Here is a 21,608-nt window from a genome sequence, read left to right on the forward strand (position 1 = left end):
GGGCTGATTATCCCGTGTCCTGTCCCCGACAAAGCGTGGAAAAGACGCGGATAATCATGCTACCTCTGGCGTTAGGCGAAGATGTCTACTGCGCCGTCACCGCGCGCGGCGGCTTGCAGCGAGGCCGGGGCGGCCAGAGCGGCGTCATCTTCGCTGGCAAAAATGTCTTGTCCCTGAGTGCGCCCCGCCTGTTGCTGCTGAGCAGAAGACTGCTGCTGGCCAGCGAAGCTTTCGCTGCTGATGCTGCTTTGCCCCAGTTGGATCCCACTTTCAGCCAGCTGAGTCCGCAGCATCGGCAACGCTGCTTCCAGCGCGGCACGCACGTGGCTATGTGGTGACACCATTTGCAATTGCGCCTGGTTGTCATCCAGCTTGAGGGAGATTTGCACCTGGCCCAGGTCCTGTGGATGTAAGCGCAGTTCCGCGCTTTGTTGGCCCTGACGGGTGAACAGCGTGACGTGCTGACTTAGCGATTGCTGCCATTCGTGGCTACCCAGCGGGGCGCTCAGCACCGGTGCGGCTGCAGGGAGCGGCTGCGCGTGCGTTTGCGCCCCAGCCGGTGGCGTAATTGCCGCGCCAACGCTTACCGGGGACGGAGTGCTTTCCATCTCCGCGTGGGCGGTTGCCGCCGCCGTCAGTGGGGTTAAAGTAGGATTACGTGTCTGGTCAACGCCAGCGGCGTGCATCGCGCCATCCGCTTTACCTTTTTTCACCTCACCCGAAGTCAGTTCGACGCGGTTATCCGCCGTCCCGCCGGACGAATTGCCGCGCAACAGTGTGGCCAGGGTGGAGTCTGCCGGGGCGGATGCGGTTTCACCGACGGGCGTGGTGATGGGCTGGCCCGGCAGCATCGCAAATAGTGCGCTCAGGTTCGCCAGATCCTCATCGCTGAGCGTGGTGGTCTTATCATCGTGTGGCGCGGCTTTGCCTGTCGCTGTCAGGGCATTCACCTTCAGCGACGGCGTGAGTGCCGACAGCAATTGCTGGGCATCGGTCAGGTCGGCAAGTGTCGCGTCCGTGATCCCGCCTTTTTGTGCCAGCAGATCCGTAATTTTCGCCGCCTGGCCGTTATCGCCCTGTGCTTGCAGCAACCCTTTTTGCAGTTTGCCACCCGCAGCCTGAAGATCGGCCAGCGACAGCGGGGCATCTTTTCCCTGTGCGTCGCCTGCGCCTAATGCGCCAGCCAGTAGGGCTAAAAAGTTCTCGGGTGAATCAACCGCCTTTCCTGATTGAAGCCCTGCGGTGACGTCGGTGTCGGTAGTAATCAGTTGGGGTAACGTAATCATTCGGGTTTCCTCATAGCTGCGCGCTGAGCAAATTCATCCATTTTTTTCTGATCCAGGCGGTTTTCAGCCAGTAAAGCCGCCGTGGTCTGTCGGTCCTGTAGAGTTTTCCAGGCCTGCAGTCGTTGTTTTTTATCGCGCCAGCTGCTCAGAGCCAGGTCAACTTTCTGCGTCCACTGATTCAGCTGTTGGCGATGCTGGTCTATTGCTTTTTCCAGCGTCTGAATAAATTGCTGGTAGTTGATCCAGCGGTTACTGGTGATCCCCTGACCCATATCGCTATTAAGATTGGTGCGATACTCGTGCTGGTAGTCGATCAGCATCTTTAACTGTTCTTCTGCCTGCTGACAGCCGCGCCGCATTTCGCCTAATAAGATAGCGGCGTCATCGACCTCTTTTTCAGCCAGATCTTTTAGTGTTGCCAGTGCACCATGTTGTGCCATGACCTATGCTCTCCTGCTTAATCACACCCCAGGGAAAATCAGATCCAGCGCCTGCAGGGAATCTTCCCAGTCGGCCCGTTCAAAGATCCCTTGCTGTAAAAATGCCTCCAGCTGCGGCCATAAGGTGATGGCTTTATCCAGCATCGGGTCGCTGCCTTTGGCATATGCACCCACGCTGACTAAATCGCGGTTACGCTGGAAACTGGACAGCAGCTGTTTAAAATTACGCACCCGCGCATAGTGTTTTTCGCTGATGAGCGAGGTCATTGCACGGCTGATTGAGGCTTCGATATCAATGGCCGGATAATGACCCGCCTCCGCCAGGTGACGGGACAGCACGATGTGTCCGTCGAGGATCGCACGCGCGGAATCGGCAATCGGATCCTGCTGGTCATCGCCCTCGGTCAGCACGGTATAAAATGCGGTAACCGAACCGCCGCCGTGAATACCGTTCCCGGCACGTTCCACCAGCGCCGGTAATTTGGCGAACACCGAGGGCGGATAGCCTTTGGTGGCGGGCGGTTCACCGATAGCCAGCGCGATTTCACGCTGTGCCATCGCGTAGCGGGTGAGGGAGTCCATAATCAGCAGGACGTGCTGCCCGCGATCGCGAAAATCTTCGGCAATACGCGTGGCATAGGCGGCGCCCTGCATACGTAATAATGGGGAGACGTCCGCAGGGGCGGCAATCACCACCGAGCGTGCGCGACCGTCGGCACCGAGAATATTTTCGATAAAATCTTTTACTTCACGACCACGTTCGCCAATCAGCCCAACGACAATGACATCGGCTTGGGTATAGCGCGCCATCATGCCGAGCAGGACGCTTTTACCCACACCGGAACCGGCGAACAGGCCCATACGCTGGCCGCGACCGACGGTTAGCAACGCATTGATGGGCCGCACACCGGTATCCAGCACGTGCTCAATGGCGGTACGTTGTAGCGGGTTAAACGGTGGTGTAATTAACGCCCCGGTTTCCGTGGTGTCGGGCGCAGGCAGACCGTCGAGGGGTTTTCCGCTGCCGTCGAGCACGCGCCCAAGCAGGGCGGGACCCAGCGGCAACTGCTTGCCACTTTGCAGGCCTTCACCGGCAATGTTTTTCGCGTAAACACGTGCGCCAGGCAGAACGCCTTCGACTTCTTCGAGCGGCATCAAAAACAGACGCTGGCCGTTAAAACCGACCACTTCGCTTTCGACTTCCTGAGTGTCGTTGCCGTTTTGACGCTCAATCACGCAGGTGGCGCCCAGCGGCAGCTGTAAGCCCGTGGCTTCCAGCACCAGGCCGGTGGCGCGGGTCAAACGCCCGTAGCGTCGTACCGACGGCAGCAGCGACATTTTCTCTTCGAAGTTATCCAGCGAGGTGAGCCAGCGGGTCAGACGGGTGGTCATTACACGACTCCCGGTGCGGCCAGACGGCAGAGTTCCTGCCAGCGCGTAGCGACGCTGGCATCCAAATCGCCTTCGTCGGCCGAGACTTTACACCCGCCATGATGCAGAGTTGGGTCGCCGCGCAGTCGCCAGCCGTGCAGGCTGAGGGTGGCGCCGAGCATCTCTTCCACGCGTTGGAGATCGTCCGGATGCACACGCAGTTGGGGTTTGCCGCTAAACAGTGGTTCCTGCTGCAGCAGCTGTTGGATTTGTTTAATCAGCGCGGCGTTATCGACGATCGGCGTCTGGCCAATCACCTGACGTGCGGCTTCCAGCGCCATTTGCATCAGACGCGAGGCAATCACGCTGTCCAGCGCATCCAGCGTATTTTGAAACTCGCTCACCAGTTGCTGCATGCGGGCGTGAATCGGCGCATGCTGCGCCCGGGCCTGCGTCTGACCTTGCTCCAGCCCCTGCGCTAACCCATCCTGATAACCCTGCTCATGGCCTTTTTGCCGACCTTCAGCCAGGCCGGCGTTATAGCCTTGTTCATGCGCCTGCAACTGCAACTGTGCCAACTGTTGTTCAAGCTGTTGTTCAGCAGACAGTTGCGGTTCTTCTGCGTCGTCCGTCGGCAAGGGGCTGCTGTCATCGGCCAGCACGAACGCCGCCATCGGTGGCGCGAGGTCGTCCGGGGTCCAGACTTTCCACGGCAGGTCGTTAGACATAGGTATCCTCGCCGCTGCCGATCACCATCTCGCCGGTTTCCGCCAGGCGACGCACAATCAGCAGAATCGCTTTCTGTTCGTTTTCTACCTGCGACAGACGTACCGGGCCACGGTTGGCGAGGTCGTCGCGCAGAATATCGGCGGCACGTTGCGACATATTGCGCAGGAACTTCTCGCGCAGCGGCTGTTCGGCACCTTTCAGGGCGATCAGCAGCGACTCGGAATCCACTTCCTGCAGCAGGCGCTGGATACTGCGGTCGTCGACGTCCACCAGGTTTTCGAACAGGAACATCTCGTCGATAATTTTCTGTGCCAGTTCGCCGTCGAATTCGCGCACGGCGGTAATGACCGCTTCTTCCTGCTGCGTTTTCATCAGGTTGATAATCTCTGCTGCCGTTCTCACGCCGCCCATTTTGCTGCGCTTCAGGTTCTGGCCGTCGAGCAGGCCGTTCAGCACTTCGGTCAGCTCCGCCAGCGCGGCCGGCTGCACGCCGCCGAAGGTGGCAATACGTAACATCACATCGTGGCGTAAACGCTCGTCGAACAGCGCCAGAATATCGGCCGCCTGGCCCCGTTTGAGGTGTACCAGAATCGTGGCGATGATCTGCGGATGCTCGTCGCGAATAAGGTCGGCGGCGCTTTGCGGCTCCATAAAGTTGAGCGTTTCGATGCCGCTGGTGGTATCGCGGGTTTCCAGAATATCTTCCAGCAGGCTGGAGGCGCGCTCTTCACCCAGCGCTTTCACCAGCACCGAGCGCAGATATTCGTTGGCGTTAATGTTCAGCGCCGCAAACTGCTCGGCTTCTTGTTCAAACTCGGCCAGCACCTCGGTGAGTTGCTTGTTGGAAATCTGGCGCACGTTGGCCATCGCCGTACTGAGGGCCTGCACTTCACGCGTGGAAAGATGTTTAAACACCTCCGCCGCGCGATCTTCGCCAATGGTCATCAGTAAAATGACGCTTTTATCGGTGCCGCTAAGATTACTCATGTTCGTTATTCATCCACTGGCGGATGACCAGCGCCACAACGCGCGGATCGTTATCTGACATTTCACGAATACGCTGGCTCATGACTTCTGCGCCCAAGCGCTGGTTCGTACGACGCTGCTGGGTCTGCTCGTCTTTGCTGAGACGAACTTCTACCGCTTCTTCGGTTTCCTGACGAACGCGCGTTTGTTCCTGCGCGACTTTCGCCTCTTCGCTACGGCGGACCAGTTGCGGACGAACGGCTTTACGCCACAGTATCCAGGCCACCAGCAGTACCAGTAACCAGCGTCCGGCAATCATCAACTGCTCAATAAAGGACTGCTGTTGCCAGAATGGCAGCTCGCCGCCCGCGTCGTCGGTTGCCGTGAAGGGTGAGTTCACCACGTTCAGGGTATCGCCGCGCTTGTCGGAGAAGCCCATGGCTTCGCGGGTCAGATCCTCAATTTGCTTCATCTGATCGGCGCTCAGCGGCAGCGGTTTACCGTCCGGCAAGGTTTTATAATTGATCACCACCGCCACGGAGAGACGCTGCACGTCGCCGACGTTCATTTTGGTATGACGAATGGTGCGGTCGACTTCATAGTTGCTGGTTTCATTGCGCTGAGTACTACGTGGGCCGGTATTCGCGTTATTGGCTGTCTGCGTGGTTTGCGCATTTTGCTGATTAGCCGGTGGTGTATTGATAGGCGCAGTATTCGCCGGCGCAGGCTGATTCGACAGGGCGCCCGGTACGCCGCCCGGTGCGCCGCTTCCTATCTGCTCGCTGACGTTGAGCTGGCGCGAACGCAGTACAGCCTGCGATTCATCACCATTCGGGCTGTACTGTTCTTCGGTTTGCTCTTTATTGGCAAAATCCAGCTGTGCGGTGACCTGCGCGTGGACGTTACCGTTACCGACGATCGGTGACAGGATCGATTCGATACGACGCTGAACGCGGCCTTCGACGTCGCTGGCGTATTTCAGCTGCGCATCGTTCAGGTCACGACTGCTGGTGTTCGACTGGGTTAACAGATGACCGGCCTGATCGACCAGCGTGACGTTACCCGGCGGTAAACCGGCCACGGCGCTGGAGACCAGATGGGTAACCGCGCTAATTTGACCTTCATCCAGCGCCCGACCCGGTTCCAGATTTACGGTAACGGAGGCGGAAGGGGATTTTTGCTCACGGACAAATAATGAAGGTTTCGGCATGGCCAGATGGACGCGGGCGCGTTTAACCGGTCCGAGCGTTTCAATGGTGCGGGCCAGTTCGCCTTCCAGTGCACGCTGGTAATTCACCTGTTCGCTAAACTGGCTGATACCAAACTTTTCCTGGTCCAGCAGTTCAAAGCCCACCGCGCCGCCTTTCGGCAGACCTTGCTGGGCCAGACGCAAACGCAGTTCATGTACTTTATCCGCGGGAACTTCGATGGCGCCGCTTCCCTCGGTGAAACGATAGGGCACGTTCATCTGCGTCAGTTGGGTGACGATGGCGCCCCCGTCCTGATCGGAGAGGTTGCTGAACAGCGTGCGGTAATCTGGCGCTTTGGCCCACAGGACCATCGCTACGACGATCGCGACGGCAGCCGCGCCCGCCACAATCAGAGGGATTCTGGGATTCGCACGCAGGCGATTTAACCACTCGAGAGGTTTCAGTGGGGTTGCAGTCGATGCTGTCGCACTCATCTCGCACCTCGTGGATTATCGTGGACGGCGTTTTTTGCAAAGTGGAACAAGACTCACTCCCGGGTCAGCAAACTCGAAAAATTGACCGTCACATTATTTGCGGTTTTAAATTTTTCTATGCGCCAAAAACCGGGGGTTTTTATCGTTATTTAGCGCCTTTATCTTATTGACGAACTGGTAATCTCTGCTACGTAAAAAATCATCCAGGGGATCAGAATGTCGGCAATACAGGGGATTGAAGGGGTCATCAGCCAGCTACAGGCCACGGCGACGTCAGCAAAGATGCAGGATATGCAGCCACAACCGACCGTGAGCTTTGCCGGTCAGCTGCATGCGGCGTTGGACCGCATCAGTGATGTGCAAACCGCATCTCGCGTGCAGGCAGAAAAATTTACCCTGGGTGAGCCGGGCATTGCGCTGAATGATGTGATGACCGATATGCAAAAAGCCTCGGTCTCTATGCAGATGGGGATTCAGGTGCGTAACAAGCTGGTGTCGGCGTATCAGGAAGTGATGTCGATGCAGGTGTAGGGACAACGTGCAGAAAATGTAGGCCGGATAAGCGCAACGCTATCCGGCAAACACTTACTTCTGAATCAAATAACGAATGGTTGGCCCATCTTGCTGAATATCCAGCACCGTATAGCCGTGATTACGCGCATCCAGTGGAATATTATTGATCGACTGCGGGCAGTCACTCACCACTTCCAGAATTTCACCTTTCTTCAGCTGCGGCATCGCTTCCAGCGTGGCGACAGCCGGGTAGGGACACGGTTCACCCACCATGTCCAGACGGTAATCAGGGACGATATTTTTCATGCGGATTCCTTAGCAGGCGTTAGCCCTGCACGGCGGAAGAAACGTTTTTCCCAGCCAATGATGAGCATCAGTGCGGCAAACAACAGCAGATAGGTCACCAGCAGGCCGCCGAGCGGACCGAAGGTGTTGAGCAGGTTCACTTTATCCCAGCTGGTGGCAAGCGCCGGGGCGAAGTCATCCCAGTAGTAGGCCAGAATAGTCGAGCCGATTACGTTGCCCAGACCGACCCACCAGTAATGCACCTGACCTTCGACCGCGCGGTACATCCAGCCGGTTTCACACCCGCCCGCCAGCACGATGCCGAAGCCAAACAGCAAGCCGCCGATCACCGCGTTGGGACCGGCCCACATGATCTTCGCCTCCACGCCCAGTTGCACGTAGCTGAAGATACCGATAGCGCTGACCGCCATGCCGAAGATAATGGCTTTTGCCATATGGGTGCGCCCGGAAATCCACAGGTCGCGAAATGCCGAGGTGAAACAGATTTGCGCCCGTTCAATCAACAGACCGAATCCCACGCCGAACAGCATGGCTAACCCGAGCTTGGGTTTATCCATGGCGGTGAGCAGCGCCCAGCCGATCATGCCGATAAACACCAGCATTCCGAGGCGAAAACGCCGACGCGCCTGCTCCGGTTTTTGCGTCAGCGGCGAGGCGGCAGAGACTTTCTGCATTTTGACCGGAATACGGAAAATCGGCAGCAGGGTGAAGCGTGCGCCAAACCATGAGCCAATCGCCGTGGCCAGCGCAAAGAACCACGCATGCAGGGAGAATTGTGGGATCCCGGTGAAGAACGCCGCGAGGTTACAGCCCATCGCCAGACGCGCGCCGAAACCGGCGATCATCCCGCCGATTATGGCCTGCATAATGCGCACCCGACTGCGCGGCATGCGTAATTTCACGTTGTTGGCCCACAGCGCCGCCGCAAAGCAGCCGCCGAACATGCCGAGGATCATCATGCCGTCGATGCGGGTCAGCGGTGAGCCTTCGAGGTGGATCAGTTTGTAGTAACCCCACTCTTCGGCGTGAACGCCAAACAACTGAAGGACTTGACCGCCCCAGCGAGTAAATTCGCCGGTTACCGCCCAGAAGGTTCCCGTAATGCCGAAATAGTAAGTGGAGAGAATACCCGCCGCGATGACCGCGGGGGCAGGGGCCCAAAATTTAATTAACCAGGCCTGTTTGAAGTGTTGCCATGACATGCGTTGTGCCTCTGAACTCAGAAGGTATGTAACAAGAAGTGTGGATATTACACCGATCCACATTTTTGCCTATCAGTAATAAGAAGTAATCCCGACGGGATCAATCTTTATCCGCCGCCGCGAAAGGCTGGCGACATCAGGGGTTTAATGCCACAATCCCCTTTTCTTCGCATGCAGGATGAATGATGAAAAAATTAGCAATCGTTGGTGCATTTCTGCTTCTTAGCGGATGCGCCGAAGTTGAAAATTATAACGAAGTGGTAAAAACGCCCGCGCCCGCCGGTCTGGAAGGCTACTGGCAGTCGAAAGGTCCGCAGCGCAAGCTGGTGAGTCCGGAAGCTATCGCCTCGCTGGTGGTGACCAAAGAGGGCGATACGCTGGATTGTCGCCAGTGGCAGCGGGTGATTGCGCTACCGGGGAAACTGACGATGCTCTCCGGCGATCTCACCAACGTGACGGTGAAGCGTGAGCTGTATGAGATTGAGCGCGAAGGTAATACGCTGGAATATGACGGGATGACGCTGCAACGGGTCGATCGCCCAACGCAGGAATGCGCCGAAGTGTTACAGAAAACGCCGTTGGCCACGCCGCTGCCGTAAGCGTTAAACCCCGGTAGCCCGCTGCTACCGGGGAAGTCCATTACAACACCTCTTCAATCACCCACACGCTGACGCTGCCGCCGTTGCAGAAAAACGTCGCTTCGCCGTGTTCATCGGTGACCACGCTTTCCTCGCGGTTTCCCAGATAGTCACGCCAGGTTTTATTGCCATAGTTCGCGCCAAGCATAATGCTCTTCTCGCCGTCGTCACCGTTGGACAGCACCACCACGCAGCCGGGGTCGTCGTCGGTGCCGCTGCGGCTAAAGGCGATACAATTCGGATGATCAAAATACAGCGTTTGTACGCCGTGGGCGAAACGCTGACGGGCCAGAATCAGTTCATCAAGCTGTTCAATAATCGGCATGTCGATGGGATAGGTTTGTCCATCCCTGCCGGTATCTTCATAGTGCGCGCCGTACAGATCGGGGTAGAACACCGACGGCACGCCGTTTTCGCGCAGCAGGATCAGCGCGTAGGCCAGCGGCTTAAACCACGGCTCGACTGGGGCCTCCAGCGCCTGTAGCGGTTGGGTGTCGTGATTGGCGACCAGCGTCACCGCATGGAACGGATCGGCTTCCACCAGCGTATCGGTGAAGATTTGGCTCATGTCATAATCGCGACCCTGACGTGAAGCCTCGTGAAATTTCATCTGCAGGGGGGCGTCGAACAGCATGGTTTTCCCCTCCACCTGGTTGATGTAGTTTTGCAGTTTGTCGACTTCGTGGGACCAGTATTCAGCGACGATAAACAGCGGTTTGGGTGCCACCTCCTGCACGTGTTCGATCCACTCTTTATAAAACCAGGCCGGAATATGCTTGACGGCATCGAGGCGAAAGCCGTCACACTGGGTTTGATCCATTACCCAGCGCGCCCAGTATTTGAGCTCTTCGGTGACGGCGTGGTTACGAAAATCGATATTTTCGCCCATCAGGTAGTCAAAGTTGCCGAGCTCGTCATCTACCTGATCGTTCCAGCCTTCGCCGGTGTAATCGTTGACGATTTTGAAAATGCCGTCCTCGGTCGGGTTCTCAATATGGTCAATGCCGCTGAAGCATTTGAAGTCCCAGACAAACTGCGAGTACTGACCCGCGCGGGCCGGGAAGGTGTAGCGCGTCCAGGCCTCGCATTCGACAATCTCATCGTCAATCTGCGTGCGGTCATCGGCGTTTACGCGCTGGACGCGAATGCATTCTTTCTCATCGGCCCCCATTTTGTGATTGACCACCACGTCCAGCAGTACCGCAATGTCGTTGTGTTTTAGCGCATCAATGGCGGCCAGCAGCTGGTTTTTATCACCGTACTTGGTGGCGACGGCGCCTTTTTGGTCGAATTCGCCGAGGTCAAACAGATCGTAGGAGTCGTAGCCAACCGAGTAGCCGCCGGACGCGCCTTTATAGGCAGGAGGCAGCCACACCATATTAATGCCGATATCGTTGAGGCCGCCTGCGCGTGCGGCAAGTTCGGGCCACAGCTGACCGCCCTCAGGGTAATACCAGTGGAAGTACTGCAATAACGTAGGATTTTTCATCTTCCGTGCTCCAGAAGTCGTTTGGCCGACCTCTGGAGTATGGAAGATTATTCAGGCGAGGCGGGAAATTATTACGGTACGGTGGGGGCGTCGGGTACCAGTAGCATGCCGGAAAGACGACCATAGGCGTTATTCAGCGTCTTCTGACGAGTCGACTGACCGATCAGCCCGCTGAGCTCATCCAGCCGCTGTTGCAGCAACGCCTTGAGTAATTGTTCGTTATCCAGCGTCTGTTTAATATACCCGGCCACGATGTCCTGAACGCTTCGCGTAATGCCCGGTGGAGTTTCGTCTTCCATGACCACTTCAATACTTTGCAGATAGCTAACTTCCTGTTCCAGTAAAAGGTCCCATTCACCGCGCTGCGCCAGTTCCAGCAGCGAGTGACTGAGTAGCGCGATGCGCTGCCAACGGTTGACGAACTCCACGGCTGAGGTCATTAACGAGACTCCTGGGACGATGCTTTGGGTGAGATCTGTTTCCAGGCATCCGCAATGTTGCTGAGCAACCCTTCGACTTCTTCAATGGCCTGACTGTCATTGCGCAAATTCGCTTGCAGCAGACGGCGGACCATATAGTCATAAAGCGCTGACAGATTGGTGGCGATTTCGCCGCCATTGTCCTGATCCAGACCCGCCTTCAGGCCATTATCGATGATATTAATGGCCTTGCTTAAGGCCTCGCCTTTGGCGACGATATCACCCTGTTGCATAAACAGGCGAGCGCGCACAAGGGCGCTGTGTGCGCCATCAAACAACATTTCGATCAGCTGATGCGGACTGGCGCTCATCACGCCACTCTCTATGCCGACCTGTGCATAGGCTTTGGTACCGCTCGCGGTATACATGCTTACCTCGTGTTATCAGGATTTATTCATCGCTGTAAATTGTTGGCCCAGATAGGTACTGGTGTTATTCAATTTGCTCATCATGCTATCAAGCTGGGTAAACTGTGCCGTGTAGCGCGCAACCATGTCATCAATACTGGCGCTGACGGAGAGATATTGCTTGGTCAGTTTTTTCAGCGTTGAGTTAATGCTGTCCTGCGCACTGTCGATAATGCCATCATCGGCCAGATAGCTTTTTACTTCTGCGGCAATCTTGGTGGTGATCCCGGTTTCTTTACCATCGCCTGCCAGCAGTTCACGTACTGAAGCGGTGTTTTCGTCCAGCGCTTTTTTCAGCTTGGTATCATCGATGGACATCTTGCCGGTTTTGCCATCTTGCTTAATGCCGATTTCATTCAGTGTTTTAAACGCACCTTCGCTGCCCGAGTTGGCAAACTGTGCGCGAATACCGGTCTGAATTGTACGTACTACGCTATCACCCACCAGTGCGCCGTTGTCTTTATCCTGACCTTCAGCGCCTTGATCGACTTCTTTATACTTGGTCAACGTATTAAAGGTGTCGATCAGTGAGTTATAGGCATCGACCCAACCTTTAATCGCTTCCGTCGCTTTTTCATTGCTTTTTGTTACCGTTACGCGTGCATCGGTGACTTTTTTGGTCAGTTCCAGCGTCACGCCCTGCGGGGCATCGGTCACTTTGTTGCTCTGACGCTCAATATCGATGCCGTTCATCGTGAGCTTGGCGTTTTGTGCTTCAACCAGTTCATTCATTTTGCCGGTACCGGTTTTGCTGTCGTAGGCCAGCAGATCGTTCAGCTTACTGTCGCCGTCAACGGAGATAGTCATCTTGCTGTCCATACCTTCGGCGGCGGTCAGTACCAGTTTGAACTCACCGTCTTTCACCTTCACGATGCTGGCGGAGATACCGCTGTCGGTATCGTTAATCGCCTTGCTGATATCGTCCAGCGAGGTTTTATCCTGCGACAGTTTAATTTCCAGCGGCTCTTTACGACCCGGCTGTTCAATCTTAATGGTGCGTGTGGCAGAGCCGTCACCCAGTGCATCTTTGCTGGAGGCTACCGTTTTGGTACTCAGGGACTGCGCCTGTGCCAGCTGCGTTACGCTGATGGTATAAATCCCCGGCGCCGCGCCAGCCTCGGTGGTCACTTTTAGGTCTTCAGTGCTGCTGGTGACATTACTGCTTCTGAACAGTTCGGGTTTATTTAACGCCGTGTTTGCCGTCTGAAATTTTTCCAGCGCGCTTTTTAGCGTACCGTAGGCCGTCAGGCGTGCAGTATTGTCGGTTTGTTGCTGAGTAATAGGATTTAAACGTTTTTTCTCAGCAATCGTCAGGTTGTTTAGCAACGTATCCAGTGGTAAGCCTGAGCCTACGCCCAGTGATGTAAAAGAAGCCATGCCCGATTCCTTGTGATTGCAAACAATTGTTCTGCGGGTTATCGGCAATTTGCGCGCAAAGTTTAATGATAGTTTTATGAAAATAATGCGCGGAATAGTGGGGCATATAGAGGGTATTTCAGGAGCTAAGAAAAAAAACGGCAGAAAGTGAAAATTTTCTAAAGTTCGAAATTAACGTGCCGATACATGGGTTACGGTCAGAAACCGTGGGCAACAGCCCAATAACATCGAGTTGTAATTGATAAGGAAAAGATCATGGCACAAGTCATCAATACAAACAGCCTGTCGCTGTTGACCCAGAACAACCTGAACAAATCTCAGTCCGCACTGGGCTCCGCTATCGAGCGTCTGTCTTCTGGTCTGCGTATCAACAGCGCCAAAGATGATGCTGCTGGCCAGGCGATTGCTAACCGTTTCACCTCTAACATCAAAGGTCTGACTCAGGCTTCCCGTAACGCCAACGACGGTATCTCTGTTGCCCAGACCACGGAAGGCGCGCTGTCTGAAATCAACAACAACCTGCAGCGTGTGCGTGAACTGTCCGTCCAGGCCGCTAACGGTTCTAACTCTGAGTCTGACCTGACTTCTATCCAGGACGAAATTAACCAGCGTCTGGCAGAAATCAACCGCGTTTCCGAGCAGACCGACTTCAACGGTAAAAAAGTTCTGAACCAGGACGGTCAGCTGACTATTCAGGTCGGTGCAAAAGATGGTGAAACCATCACTATTGATCTGCAGAAAATTGATAAAACCACATTGGGCTTGGATAAATTTGATGTTACCAATATGGCTCAAACCGTTAAAGATGGTACCAACGTTAAGATGGATACTTCTCTTGCGACGAAAGGTGGTGCAACGGCAGTAGCGAATGCCAAATTAGTTTCTGATGGTACGACGAACTACGTAACAGATGGCACCGAATTTTATGCTGCGACTGATAAAGGGGCTGGCGTATTCGAATATGATCCTGCCACCAAAATTGCAGCTGGTGCCAGACCAACAGGTACGTTGACAGATGTTAAACAAGTATCTGTAGATCTGACTAAAGGAACTGGTTTGACTGCTAATGACTCTATTATTCAGTACAAAGAAAATGGTACTACTAAATTTGGAGTTTCAACAGTCGACCCAACGACTAAAGCAGTCAGCTATACTCAGGCAACGATTGCTGCAGATGGTAAAGTTACTAAAGGTACTGCGATCACCAACCCAACATTTACAGTTGATCCGCTGGCTAAAGTTGACGATGCTCTGAAGAAAGTTGATGGATTCCGTAGCTCCTTGGGTGCTGTGCAGAACCGTTTTGAATCTGCCGTAACCAACCTTGGTAACACCGTGAACAACCTGTCCTCTGCCCGTAGCCGTATCGAAGACTCCGACTACGCGACCGAAGTGTCTAACATGTCTCGTGCGCAGATCCTGCAGCAGGCGGGCACCTCTGTTCTGGCACAGGCTAACCAGACCACGCAAAACGTACTCTCTTTACTGCGTTAATCCATCGATTGGGTTACTCAGTCATTAGAGACAATAAAGGCAGCGAAAGCTGCCTTTTTTCTATATTGGAGCCTGCAACATGCAAGAAATTACCGTTACTGAACCAGTTTTTGTGACTTCTTTTCAGTGCTCAGGCACACAATGCAGAGATCATTGTTGTAAAAGCTGGAATATATATCTGGACAAGGCAACGGTGAATAAGTACCTCTCCAGCAAAGATGGTTATATAAAAAAGATCGCCAAAGAGAATATTATTTTTCTTAAAAAAGATGTGACTACCTGGGGAATGATGAAACTAGTCGATAATACTAGAACTTGTCCATATCTGACCGAGGAAAGTCTCTGTCAGGTACAGAAAACGCTGGGGGCCAAGGCGTTAAGTACGACCTGTCAGACATTCCCGCGTGTTGAGCGTGTTTATAAAAATGATGTGAGAAAATCGCTGAGTTTGTCGTGCCCGGAAGTGGCCGGTATGATACTTACCGATCCCAATTCAATGATTCTAAATGAAAAAAGAATTATTAAGTCTAAGACTTATTCTATGCCTGCGCTTTCTCAACAACAGAAGTTGCTTAATCTTTATTGCTTAAGCCTTATCGATCAGGCCGATCGTGATGTTAACGTTGGTTTTTATGCATTGATTAAGTTTACTTTGTTTATTGAGAAATTTAAGCTAGTTGATAATGCCGCGTTGTCAGAGATTGAACCCGTTTATCACGCTCTTTTGACTCAGCTCCAGTCGGGCGAGTTAAGAGAAGAAATGTCAACATATGCTACAGACAGAAATATAAAATTATCCCTGGTGCTTTTACTCCAGGATTATTTTCGCAGTCTCCCGGTAAGTCGGTCTAGTGGGGTGTTGAAATATTATATTGAGTGCTTACTGAGAACGTTGACTCAGGATGGTACCCATTCTGTCGATGAGGGTGTTGCGAAACTTGAAGCTACATGGCAGCAGGTTTATGAAGAGCAGCATGCAACGGGTTTCGATCTTAAAAATTTTATGTTGTACAAAGTATGGGAAAACAATTTCCCAAATCAAAAAAACGCTGATCCATTACGTACGCTCTACATGATCAGCGTTGAATACTACTTTATCAAAATGCTGATCGCCGCGAGCGCCCACGAAAGAACATACCTGGAGAAGGAAGATGCGATCAATATCGTCTACAGCTTCCATTCGCTAAGCCAGCATAATCCGACGATACATGAAAACTTCCACAAGCACATCGAGACCGTGCGTACAGGCGATGACCTGTCGATGATTCATCTCTTGACATAATTCTAACGGGGATGCGCCAAAACGCATCCCTCGCAAGCTAACTATTTGATTTATTTTTGATTATTAGTGATGAAAAATAACGTCATCAGCTACATAAGTGAAATAACCCTTCTTTTATAGCCTTATTCCCCCGATAGAACCCCCTGCAGAAACGGATAATCATGCCGATAACTCATTTAACGCAGGGCTGTTTATCGTGAATTCACTGTATACCGCTGAAGGTGTAATGGATAAACACTCGCTGTGGCAGCGTTATGTACCGTTGGTGCGTCACGAAGCATTGCGCCTTCAGGTGCGCTTGCCGGCGAGCGTAGAACTGGATGACCTGCTACAAGCGGGCGGCATCGGGTTATTGAATGCAGTTGACCGATATGACGCTTTGCAAGGAACGGCATTTACCACTTACGCAGTGCAGCGTATTCGTGGGGCTATGCTGGATGAACTACGCAGCCGGGATTGGGTGCCGCGTAGCGTTCGGCGCAATGCCCGCGAAGTGGCACAGGCGATGGGACAACTGGAGCAGGAACTCGGGCGCAACGCGACGGAAACCGAAGTGGCGGAGCGTCTGGCTATTCCTGTGCAAGAGTATCGTCAGATGTTGCTTGATACCAATAACAGCCAACTCTTCTCCTACGACGAGTGGCGGGAAGAGCATGGCGATAGTATTGAGCTGGTGACGGAAGAAAATCAGCAAGAAAACCCGTTACAGCAGCTGCTTGATGGCAATTTACGCCAGCGCGTGATGGATGCGATTGACGCATTGCCGGAGCGTGAAAAGCTGGTGCTGACGCTGTATTACCAAGAAGAGCTGAATCTGAAAGAGATTGGTGCTGTTCTGGAAGTCGGTGAATCACGGGTTAGCCAGTTGCACAGTCAGGCCATCAAACGTCTACGCACCAAGCTGGGTAAGCTATAGGGGGTAATCATTGCCCCTGAACAATGCCGCATAACGAATTGACTACCAGGAGTTCTCATGACGGTGCAGCAATCAAAAAGACGGCCTCTAAGCCGCTACCTCAAAGATTTCAAACACAGCCAGACGCATTGCGCCCATTGCTATAAGTTGCTCGACAGGATCACGCTGGTCCGCCGCGGCCAGATTGTGAATAAAATCGCTATTGCCCGGCTCGATATGTTGCTGGACGCCGCTGCCTGGGAGCAGGAGAAAAAAGAGTGGGTGGCGTTATGCCGTTTTTGCGGTGATTTACACTGCAAGGAACAGAGCGACTTTTTTGACATTATCGGGTTTAAACAGTTTTTGTTTGAACAAACCGAAATGAGCCACGGCACGGTGCGCGAATATGTGGTTCGCCTGCGCCGTCTCGGTAATCATCTGACCGAACAGAACATTTCTCATGACCTGCTGCAGGAAGGCTTCCTCGACGAAAACCTCGCCCCGTGGCTGCCGGAGACCAGCACCAATAATTACCGCATTGCGCTGCGTAAGTATGAGCAGTTTAAAGCGCATGCACCTGTCGGCCAGATGCAGAAATCCTCCTGGACAGCCAGTTCTGATATATATTAAAAACGAATAAGGTGTAACGGAGTCGTGTTTGTAAATAGCGGTAAACGCTCTACACTACTGTCATAAATGATAGTCACTAATGACAATATTCGGGGTAACTATGAAATTAGCACGTCTGGGACGTCAGGCTCTGATGGGTGTAATGGCTGTGGCACTTGTCGCCGGTATGAGCGCCAAAACATTTGCCGACGAAGGTCTGTTAAATAAAGTGAAAGAGCGCGGTACGCTGTTGGTGGGCCTGGAAGGGACCTATCCCCCGTTTAGTTTTCAGGGTGATGACGGCAAGCTGACCGGTTTTGAAGTCGAATTTGCCGAAGAACTGGCCAAACATCTTGGGGTGAAAGCGACGCTGAAGCCGACCAAGTGGGATGGCATGCTGGCCTCTTTAGACTCCAAACGTATCGATGTGGTGATTAACCAGGTAACCATCTCTGACGAACGTCAGAAAAAATACGATTTCTCTACCCCGTATACGGTCTCTGGTATCCAGGCGCTGGTGAAAAAAGGCAACGAAGGCGTGATTAAAACCGCGGCTGACCTGAAAGGCAAAAAAGTCGGCGTCGGTCTGGGTACCAACTACGAAGAGTGGCTGCGCCAGAACGTGCAGGGCGTTGATATTCGTACCTATGATGATGACCCGACCAAATATCAGGATCTGCGCGTCGGTCGTATCGATGCGATTCTGGTTGACCGTCTGGCCGCGTTGGATCTGGTGAAGAAAACCAAAGACACGCTGGCAGTGACCGGTGAAGCGTTCTCCCGCCAGGCATCCGGCGTGGCATTGCGTAAAGGTAATGACGATCTGCTGAAAGCGGTCGATGCTGCCATTGCAGAGATGCAGAAAGACGGTACCCTGAAAGCCCTGTCTGAAAAATGGTTTGGGGCGGATGTGACGAAATAATCGTCATCCGGATAAAAAAGGCGCCTTTAACAGCGCCTTTTTTTATTTCATTGCGCCTGAACGTGCATAATAAAAAGAACATCACAACAACGAATACCGGAGGCTGTATGCCGCTGCATAATTTAACGCGCTTTCCACGTCTGGAATTTATTGGCGCGCCAACGCCGCTCGAATATCTCCCGCGCTTCTCTGATTATCTCGGACGCGATATTTTTATTAAACGCGATGATGTCACGCCAATGGCGATGGGCGGCAATAAGCTGCGCAAGCTGGAGTTTCTGGCGGCAGATGCGCTGCGCGAAGGGGCCGATACGCTGATTACCGCCGGGGCCATTCAGTCGAACCACGTGCGCCAGACGGCGGCGGTGGCGGCAAAGCTCGGGCTGCACTGCGTGGCGCTGCTGGAAAACCCGATTGGCACCACGGCGGAAAACTATCTCAGCAACGGTAACCGTCTGTTGTTAGATCTGTTTAATACCCAGGTTGAAATGTGCGACGCGCTGACCGACCCGAATGCACAACTTCAGGCGCTGGCTACGCGGATTGAAGCGCAAGGGTTCCGACCGTATGTGATCCCGGTCGGCGGGTCGAATGTGTTGGGTGCGTTGGGCTATGTTGAAAGTGCGCTGGAAATTGCCCAGCAGTGCGAGGGCGCGGTAGCGCTGTCCTCTGTGGTGGTTGCTTCAGGCAGCGCGGGCACCCATGCGGGTCTGGCGGTGGGGCTGGAACAGCTGATGCCCAACGTCGAGCTGATTGGGGTGACCGTTTCGCGCAGCGTCGCCGATCAAAAGCCAAAAGTGGTGACCCTGCAGCAGGACGTGGCTCGTGAACTGGAACTGACCGCGTCGGCGGATATTCTGTTATGGGATGACTATTATGCACCGGGTTACGGCACGCCAAATGAAGAGGGCATGGAAGCGGTGAAACTGCTGGCGCGTCTGGAAGGCATCTTGCTGGATCCGGTGTATACCGGCAAAGCGATGGCGGGCCTGATTGACGGTATCAGCCAGAAGCGCTTTAAGGATGAAGGTCCGGTCCTGTTTATTCATACCGGTGGGGCACCTGCGCTGTTTGCCTACCATCCTCACGTGTAATGGCAAGGTAGAAAAACGCTAATGCAAGAAAGTATCCAACTGGTGATTGATTCACTGCCCTTCCTGCTTAAAGGCGCGGTATTTACGCTGCAGCTGAGTATCGGTGGGATGTTCTTTGGTCTGGTGCTGGGGTTTATCCTCGCTCTGATGCGCCTGTCGCCGCTGCTGCCAGTGCGCTGGCTGGCGCGCGTCTATATTTCTATTTTTCGCGGCACACCGCTTATCGCCCAACTGTTTATGATCTACTACGGTCTGCCGCAGTTTGGCATTGAGCTGGATCCGATCCCGGCGGCGATGATTGGTTTGTCGCTGAACACCGCAGCGTATGCGGCTGAAACGCTGCGTGCGGCTATCTCCTCGATTGATAAAGGTCAGTGGGAGGCGGGCGCCAGTATTGGTATGACGCGCTGGCAGACCATGCGCCGGGCGATCCTACCGCAGGCGGCGCGCGTGGCTTTGCCGCCGTTGAGCAACAGCTTTATCAGCCTGGTGAAAGACACCTCGCTGGCGGCGACAATCCAGGTACCGGAACTGTTCCGTCAGGCGCAGCTGATCACCTCACGCACGCTGGAAGTGTTCACCATGTATCTGGCGGCCTCGCTGATTTACTGGGTAATGGCGACAGTGCTGTCCGCACTGCAGAACTATTTTGAAGAACAACTGAACCGCCAGGAGAGAGAGCCGAAATGAGTGCGATCGAAGTCAGAAACCTGGTGAAAAAATTTCACGGGCAAACGGTGCTGCACGGTATCGATCTTGAGGTAAAACCCGGTGAAGTTGTGGCGATTATCGGGCCTAGCGGCTCAGGGAAAACCACGTTGTTGCGCAGTATTAATCTGCTGGAACAGCCTGAGGCGGGCACGATTAAAGTCGGTGACATTACCATTGATACGGCGCGTTCACTCAATCAGCAGAAAGGGTTGATTCGTCAGCTGCGCCAGCATGTGGGGTTTGTGTTCCAGAACTTTAATTTGTTTCCTCACCGTACGGTGCTGGAAAACATTATAGAAGGTCCGGTGATTGTGAAGGGAGAGCCGAAAGCTGAAGCAACGGCGCGCGCACGTGAGTTGCTGGCAAAGGTGGGCCTGGCGGGTAAAGAGACCAGCTATCCGCGTCGGTTATCCGGTGGACAGCAGCAGCGCGTGGCAATTGCCCGGGCGTTGGCCATGCGCCCGGAGGTGATCCTGTTTGATGAACCAACGTCGGCGCTCGATCCTGAACTGGTTGGCGAGGTGCTGAATACCATTCGTCAACTGGCACAGGAAAAACGCACCATGGTGATTGTGACGCATGAAATGAGCTTTGCGCGCGACGTTGCTGACCGGGCGATATTTATGGATCAGGGGCGCATTGTCGAGCAGGGACCCGCAAAATCGCTGTTTACCGCGCCCCAACAACCGCGAACGCGTCAATTTCTGGAAAAATTCTTAATGCAATAATAACCCTACGGTGCTCACCGAAATAGATTTTTGGTGAGCACAAGCCGCATAACTATTTATTATTACTGCTTTATTATTAACGCTGCGTCGCATCAACCTGCTCTGATTATGCGTAATACTCAAGTAAATCCATTCTTGTCCGATAATCTGCATATATAAAATACATTTATGTGTTAGTTTGTTTCATTCTCATTTGTGATGATTATCAATCTCAGGGACATGACCACTTAGTATGCAGGATCACGATTTCTTCACCTGGCGACGGAGCATGCTGTTACGCTTTCAGGAAATGGCGACGGCAGATGACGTCTATAACGAACTACAACATCAGACGCAGCATCTGGAGTTCGATTTTTACGCTCTCTGTGTTCGTCACCCCGTGCCGTTTACCCGACCTAAGACGGCGCTTCATACAACCTACCCCAAAGCGTGGGTGGCACATTATCAGTCCGAAAATTATCTCGCGATTGACCCCGTGCTTAAACCAGAAAACTTCAGGCAGGGCCATCTTCCCTGGGACGATACCTTATTTCGCGATGCACAACCGCTTTGGGATGCGGCGCGTAATCACGGTTTACGCAAGGGGATGACGCAATGCTTAATGCTGCCGAACCGGGCGCAGGGCTTTCTTTCTGTCTCGTGTGCGAGCGTGCGTAATGGCCGCTTTGCGCAGGATGAAGTGGAACTCAGAATGCAATTGTTGGTGAGGGAGAGTTTGTCCGTTCTGACGCGTCTGGAAGATGATATGGTGATGGCGCCAGAGATGCGGTTTAGTAAACGGGAGAAAGAAATACTGAAATGGACCGCAGAGGGAAAAACGTCGGCAGAAATAGCGATGATCCTGTCGATTTCTGAAAATACCGTGAACTTCCATCAGAAGAATATGCAGAAGAAGTTTAACGCACCAAACAAAACGCAGATTGCCTGCTATGCTGCAGCGACCGGGCTTATCTGAATAAGTTGTCGTTCTGAGTGTCAGACGCAAA

Annotated in this window: 23 protein-coding genes; 11 read left to right on the forward strand and 12 right to left on the reverse strand. The window is 53.6% G+C overall.

Annotated elements, in window-relative coordinates:
* Nucleotides 1–71 precede the first annotated feature (71 nt).
* From fliK to fliF, 6 genes are read right to left on the reverse strand one after another with little or no spacing between them, the layout of a single operon-like run.
* A complete protein-coding gene (fliK, locus tag M2374_RS02915; RefSeq protein ID WP_146717317.1) occupies nt 72–1,286 on the reverse strand; it encodes a flagellar hook length control protein FliK in 1,215 nt (404 codons plus the stop codon).
* Nucleotides 1,283–1,726, reverse strand: coding sequence for a flagellar export protein FliJ (gene fliJ, locus M2374_RS02920; protein ID WP_115258827.1), 444 nt, complete (start codon nt 1,724–1,726; stop codon nt 1,283–1,285). The genes fliK and fliJ overlap by 4 nt, the downstream gene beginning before the upstream one ends.
* A 21-nt stretch (nt 1,727–1,747) precedes the next feature.
* Complete coding sequence (fliI, locus tag M2374_RS02925) at nt 1,748–3,118, reverse strand: flagellar protein export ATPase FliI (protein WP_115258826.1); 1,371 nt, start codon at nt 3,116–3,118, stop codon at nt 1,748–1,750.
* Nucleotides 3,118–3,825 (reverse strand): flagellar assembly protein FliH, encoded by a 708-nt coding sequence (fliH, locus tag M2374_RS02930; protein WP_153879686.1) that lies wholly within the window; start codon nt 3,823–3,825, stop codon nt 3,118–3,120. Before fliH ends, fliI begins: the two co-directional genes overlap by 1 nt.
* Nucleotides 3,818–4,813 (reverse strand): flagellar motor switch protein FliG, encoded by a 996-nt coding sequence (gene fliG, locus M2374_RS02935; RefSeq protein WP_048211311.1) that lies wholly within the window; start codon nt 4,811–4,813, stop codon nt 3,818–3,820. Before fliG ends, fliH begins: the two co-directional genes overlap by 8 nt.
* The gene (gene fliF / locus M2374_RS02940) at nt 4,806–6,476 is read right to left on the reverse strand and encodes a flagellar basal-body MS-ring/collar protein FliF (protein ID WP_115258824.1); all 1,671 of its coding nucleotides are present in this window, start codon (nt 6,474–6,476) and stop codon (nt 4,806–4,808) included. The genes fliG and fliF overlap by 8 nt, the downstream gene beginning before the upstream one ends.
* Nucleotides 6,477–6,692: 216 nt before the next feature.
* Between fliF and fliE the strand changes: the two genes are divergently transcribed.
* On the forward strand, nt 6,693–7,007 hold the full coding sequence (gene fliE / locus M2374_RS02945) for a flagellar hook-basal body complex protein FliE (protein WP_045444321.1): 315 nt from the start codon (nt 6,693–6,695) through the stop codon (nt 7,005–7,007).
* A 54-nt stretch (nt 7,008–7,061) separates the two neighbouring features.
* Here fliE and yedF read toward each other — a convergent pair whose 3' ends face one another.
* Nucleotides 7,062–7,295, reverse strand: a complete 234-nt coding sequence (gene yedF, locus M2374_RS02950; RefSeq protein WP_000790504.1) for a sulfurtransferase-like selenium metabolism protein YedF — start codon at nt 7,293–7,295, stop codon at nt 7,062–7,064.
* Entirely contained in the window at nt 7,292–8,560 is a 1,269-nt protein-coding gene (gene yedE / locus M2374_RS02955) for a selenium metabolism membrane protein YedE/FdhT (RefSeq protein ID WP_346284008.1), read from the reverse strand. Before yedE ends, yedF begins: the two co-directional genes overlap by 4 nt.
* 122 nt (nt 8,561–8,682) lie before the next feature.
* Here yedE and yedD point away from each other — a divergent pair, with 122 nt between their 5' ends.
* The gene (yedD, locus tag M2374_RS02960; protein ID WP_096757505.1) at nt 8,683–9,096 is read left to right on the forward strand and encodes a lipoprotein YedD; all 414 of its coding nucleotides are present in this window, start codon (nt 8,683–8,685) and stop codon (nt 9,094–9,096) included.
* A 40-nt stretch (nt 9,097–9,136) separates the two neighbouring features.
* Here yedD and amyA read toward each other — a convergent pair whose 3' ends face one another.
* The 4 genes from amyA to fliD form a co-directional block, all read right to left on the reverse strand.
* Nucleotides 9,137–10,624 (reverse strand): alpha-amylase, encoded by a 1,488-nt coding sequence (gene amyA / locus M2374_RS02965; RefSeq protein WP_181688267.1) that lies wholly within the window; start codon nt 10,622–10,624, stop codon nt 9,137–9,139.
* A 71-nt stretch (nt 10,625–10,695) separates the two neighbouring features.
* Nucleotides 10,696–11,064 (reverse strand): flagella biosynthesis regulatory protein FliT, encoded by a 369-nt coding sequence (gene fliT / locus M2374_RS02970; RefSeq protein WP_181490339.1) that lies wholly within the window; start codon nt 11,062–11,064, stop codon nt 10,696–10,698.
* Complete coding sequence (gene fliS / locus M2374_RS02975; protein WP_181688266.1) at nt 11,064–11,471, reverse strand: flagellar export chaperone FliS; 408 nt, start codon at nt 11,469–11,471, stop codon at nt 11,064–11,066. Before fliS ends, fliT begins: the two co-directional genes overlap by 1 nt.
* A 15-nt stretch (nt 11,472–11,486) precedes the next feature.
* Nucleotides 11,487–12,887, reverse strand: coding sequence for a flagellar filament capping protein FliD (fliD, locus tag M2374_RS02980; RefSeq protein ID WP_181595591.1), 1,401 nt, complete (start codon nt 12,885–12,887; stop codon nt 11,487–11,489).
* A gap of 255 nt (nt 12,888–13,142) precedes the next feature.
* Here fliD and M2374_RS02985 point away from each other — a divergent pair, with 255 nt between their 5' ends.
* The 9 genes from M2374_RS02985 (at nt 13,143) to sdiA (ending at nt 21,577) form a co-directional block, all read left to right on the forward strand.
* Entirely contained in the window at nt 13,143–14,381 is a 1,239-nt protein-coding gene (locus M2374_RS02985) for a FliC/FljB family flagellin (protein ID WP_259153880.1), read from the forward strand.
* Between the two features lie 79 nt (nt 14,382–14,460).
* Nucleotides 14,461–15,663, forward strand: a complete 1,203-nt coding sequence (gene fliB, locus M2374_RS02990) for a flagellin lysine-N-methylase (protein WP_181688264.1) — start codon at nt 14,461–14,463, stop codon at nt 15,661–15,663.
* Between the two features lie 196 nt (nt 15,664–15,859).
* Nucleotides 15,860–16,579 carry an RNA polymerase sigma factor FliA gene (locus M2374_RS02995; RefSeq protein ID WP_096757498.1) on the forward strand — a complete coding sequence of 240 codons (720 nt, stop codon included), beginning with the start codon at nt 15,860–15,862 and terminating at the stop codon, nt 16,577–16,579.
* 57 nt (nt 16,580–16,636) lie between these two features.
* Entirely contained in the window at nt 16,637–17,188 is a 552-nt protein-coding gene (gene fliZ, locus M2374_RS03000; RefSeq protein WP_096757497.1) for a flagella biosynthesis regulatory protein FliZ, read from the forward strand.
* A 100-nt stretch (nt 17,189–17,288) separates the two neighbouring features.
* Nucleotides 17,289–18,089, forward strand: a complete 801-nt coding sequence (gene tcyJ, locus M2374_RS03005; RefSeq protein WP_096757496.1) for a cystine ABC transporter substrate-binding protein — start codon at nt 17,289–17,291, stop codon at nt 18,087–18,089.
* A gap of 107 nt (nt 18,090–18,196) precedes the next feature.
* On the forward strand, nt 18,197–19,183 hold the full coding sequence (dcyD, locus tag M2374_RS03010) for a D-cysteine desulfhydrase (protein ID WP_115258813.1): 987 nt from the start codon (nt 18,197–18,199) through the stop codon (nt 19,181–19,183).
* 21 nt (nt 19,184–19,204) lie between these two features.
* The gene (tcyL, locus tag M2374_RS03015; RefSeq protein WP_115258812.1) at nt 19,205–19,873 is read left to right on the forward strand and encodes a cystine ABC transporter permease; all 669 of its coding nucleotides are present in this window, start codon (nt 19,205–19,207) and stop codon (nt 19,871–19,873) included.
* Nucleotides 19,870–20,622, forward strand: coding sequence for an L-cystine ABC transporter ATP-binding protein TcyN (gene tcyN / locus M2374_RS03020; RefSeq protein WP_096757493.1), 753 nt, complete (start codon nt 19,870–19,872; stop codon nt 20,620–20,622). The genes tcyL and tcyN overlap by 4 nt, the downstream gene beginning before the upstream one ends.
* 232 nt (nt 20,623–20,854) lie before the next feature.
* Entirely contained in the window at nt 20,855–21,577 is a 723-nt protein-coding gene (gene sdiA / locus M2374_RS03025) for a transcriptional regulator SdiA (RefSeq protein WP_146717326.1), read from the forward strand.
* Nucleotides 21,578–21,608: the final 31 nt, after the last annotated feature.

The organism is Citrobacter sp. JUb117, from assembly GCF_024809055.1.
Taxonomy (GTDB): Bacteria; Pseudomonadota; Gammaproteobacteria; order Enterobacterales; family Enterobacteriaceae; genus Citrobacter; species Citrobacter gillenii.

Excerpts from the sequence above, each read along its gene's own strand:
- fliG (WP_048211311.1), bottom strand. The coding sequence starts at position 4,813 with ATGAGTAATCTTAGCGGCACCGATAAAAGCGTCATTTTACTGATGACC.
- yedF (WP_000790504.1), bottom strand. The coding sequence starts at position 7,295 with ATGAAAAATATCGTCCCTGATTACCGTCTGGACATGGTGGGTGAACCG.
- tcyN (WP_096757493.1), top strand. The coding sequence starts at position 19,870 with ATGAGTGCGATCGAAGTCAGAAACCTGGTGAAAAAATTTCACGGGCAA.
- amyA (WP_181688267.1), bottom strand. The coding sequence starts at position 10,624 with ATGAAAAATCCTACGTTATTGCAGTACTTCCACTGGTATTACCCTGAG.
- fliT (WP_181490339.1), bottom strand. The coding sequence starts at position 11,064 with ATGACCTCAGCCGTGGAGTTCGTCAACCGTTGGCAGCGCATCGCGCTA.
- sdiA (WP_146717326.1), top strand. The coding sequence starts at position 20,855 with ATGCAGGATCACGATTTCTTCACCTGGCGACGGAGCATGCTGTTACGC.
- M2374_RS02985 (WP_259153880.1), top strand. The coding sequence starts at position 13,143 with ATGGCACAAGTCATCAATACAAACAGCCTGTCGCTGTTGACCCAGAAC.
- fliK (WP_146717317.1), bottom strand. The coding sequence starts at position 1,286 with ATGATTACGTTACCCCAACTGATTACTACCGACACCGACGTCACCGCA.
- dcyD (WP_115258813.1), top strand. The coding sequence starts at position 18,197 with ATGCCGCTGCATAATTTAACGCGCTTTCCACGTCTGGAATTTATTGGC.
- fliD (WP_181595591.1), bottom strand. The coding sequence starts at position 12,887 with ATGGCTTCTTTTACATCACTGGGCGTAGGCTCAGGCTTACCACTGGAT.
- fliS (WP_181688266.1), bottom strand. The coding sequence starts at position 11,471 with ATGTATACCGCGAGCGGTACCAAAGCCTATGCACAGGTCGGCATAGAG.
- yedD (WP_096757505.1), top strand. The coding sequence starts at position 8,683 with ATGAAAAAATTAGCAATCGTTGGTGCATTTCTGCTTCTTAGCGGATGC.
- fliJ (WP_115258827.1), bottom strand. The coding sequence starts at position 1,726 with ATGGCACAACATGGTGCACTGGCAACACTAAAAGATCTGGCTGAAAAA.
- fliH (WP_153879686.1), bottom strand. The coding sequence starts at position 3,825 with ATGTCTAACGACCTGCCGTGGAAAGTCTGGACCCCGGACGACCTCGCG.
- fliI (WP_115258826.1), bottom strand. The coding sequence starts at position 3,118 with ATGACCACCCGTCTGACCCGCTGGCTCACCTCGCTGGATAACTTCGAA.
- fliZ (WP_096757497.1), top strand. The coding sequence starts at position 16,637 with ATGACGGTGCAGCAATCAAAAAGACGGCCTCTAAGCCGCTACCTCAAA.
- fliE (WP_045444321.1), top strand. The coding sequence starts at position 6,693 with ATGTCGGCAATACAGGGGATTGAAGGGGTCATCAGCCAGCTACAGGCC.
- fliF (WP_115258824.1), bottom strand. The coding sequence starts at position 6,476 with ATGAGTGCGACAGCATCGACTGCAACCCCACTGAAACCTCTCGAGTGG.
- tcyL (WP_115258812.1), top strand. The coding sequence starts at position 19,205 with ATGCAAGAAAGTATCCAACTGGTGATTGATTCACTGCCCTTCCTGCTT.
- fliB (WP_181688264.1), top strand. The coding sequence starts at position 14,461 with ATGCAAGAAATTACCGTTACTGAACCAGTTTTTGTGACTTCTTTTCAG.
- tcyJ (WP_096757496.1), top strand. The coding sequence starts at position 17,289 with ATGAAATTAGCACGTCTGGGACGTCAGGCTCTGATGGGTGTAATGGCT.
- yedE (WP_346284008.1), bottom strand. The coding sequence starts at position 8,560 with ATGTGGATCGGTGTAATATCCACACTTCTTGTTACATACCTTCTGAGT.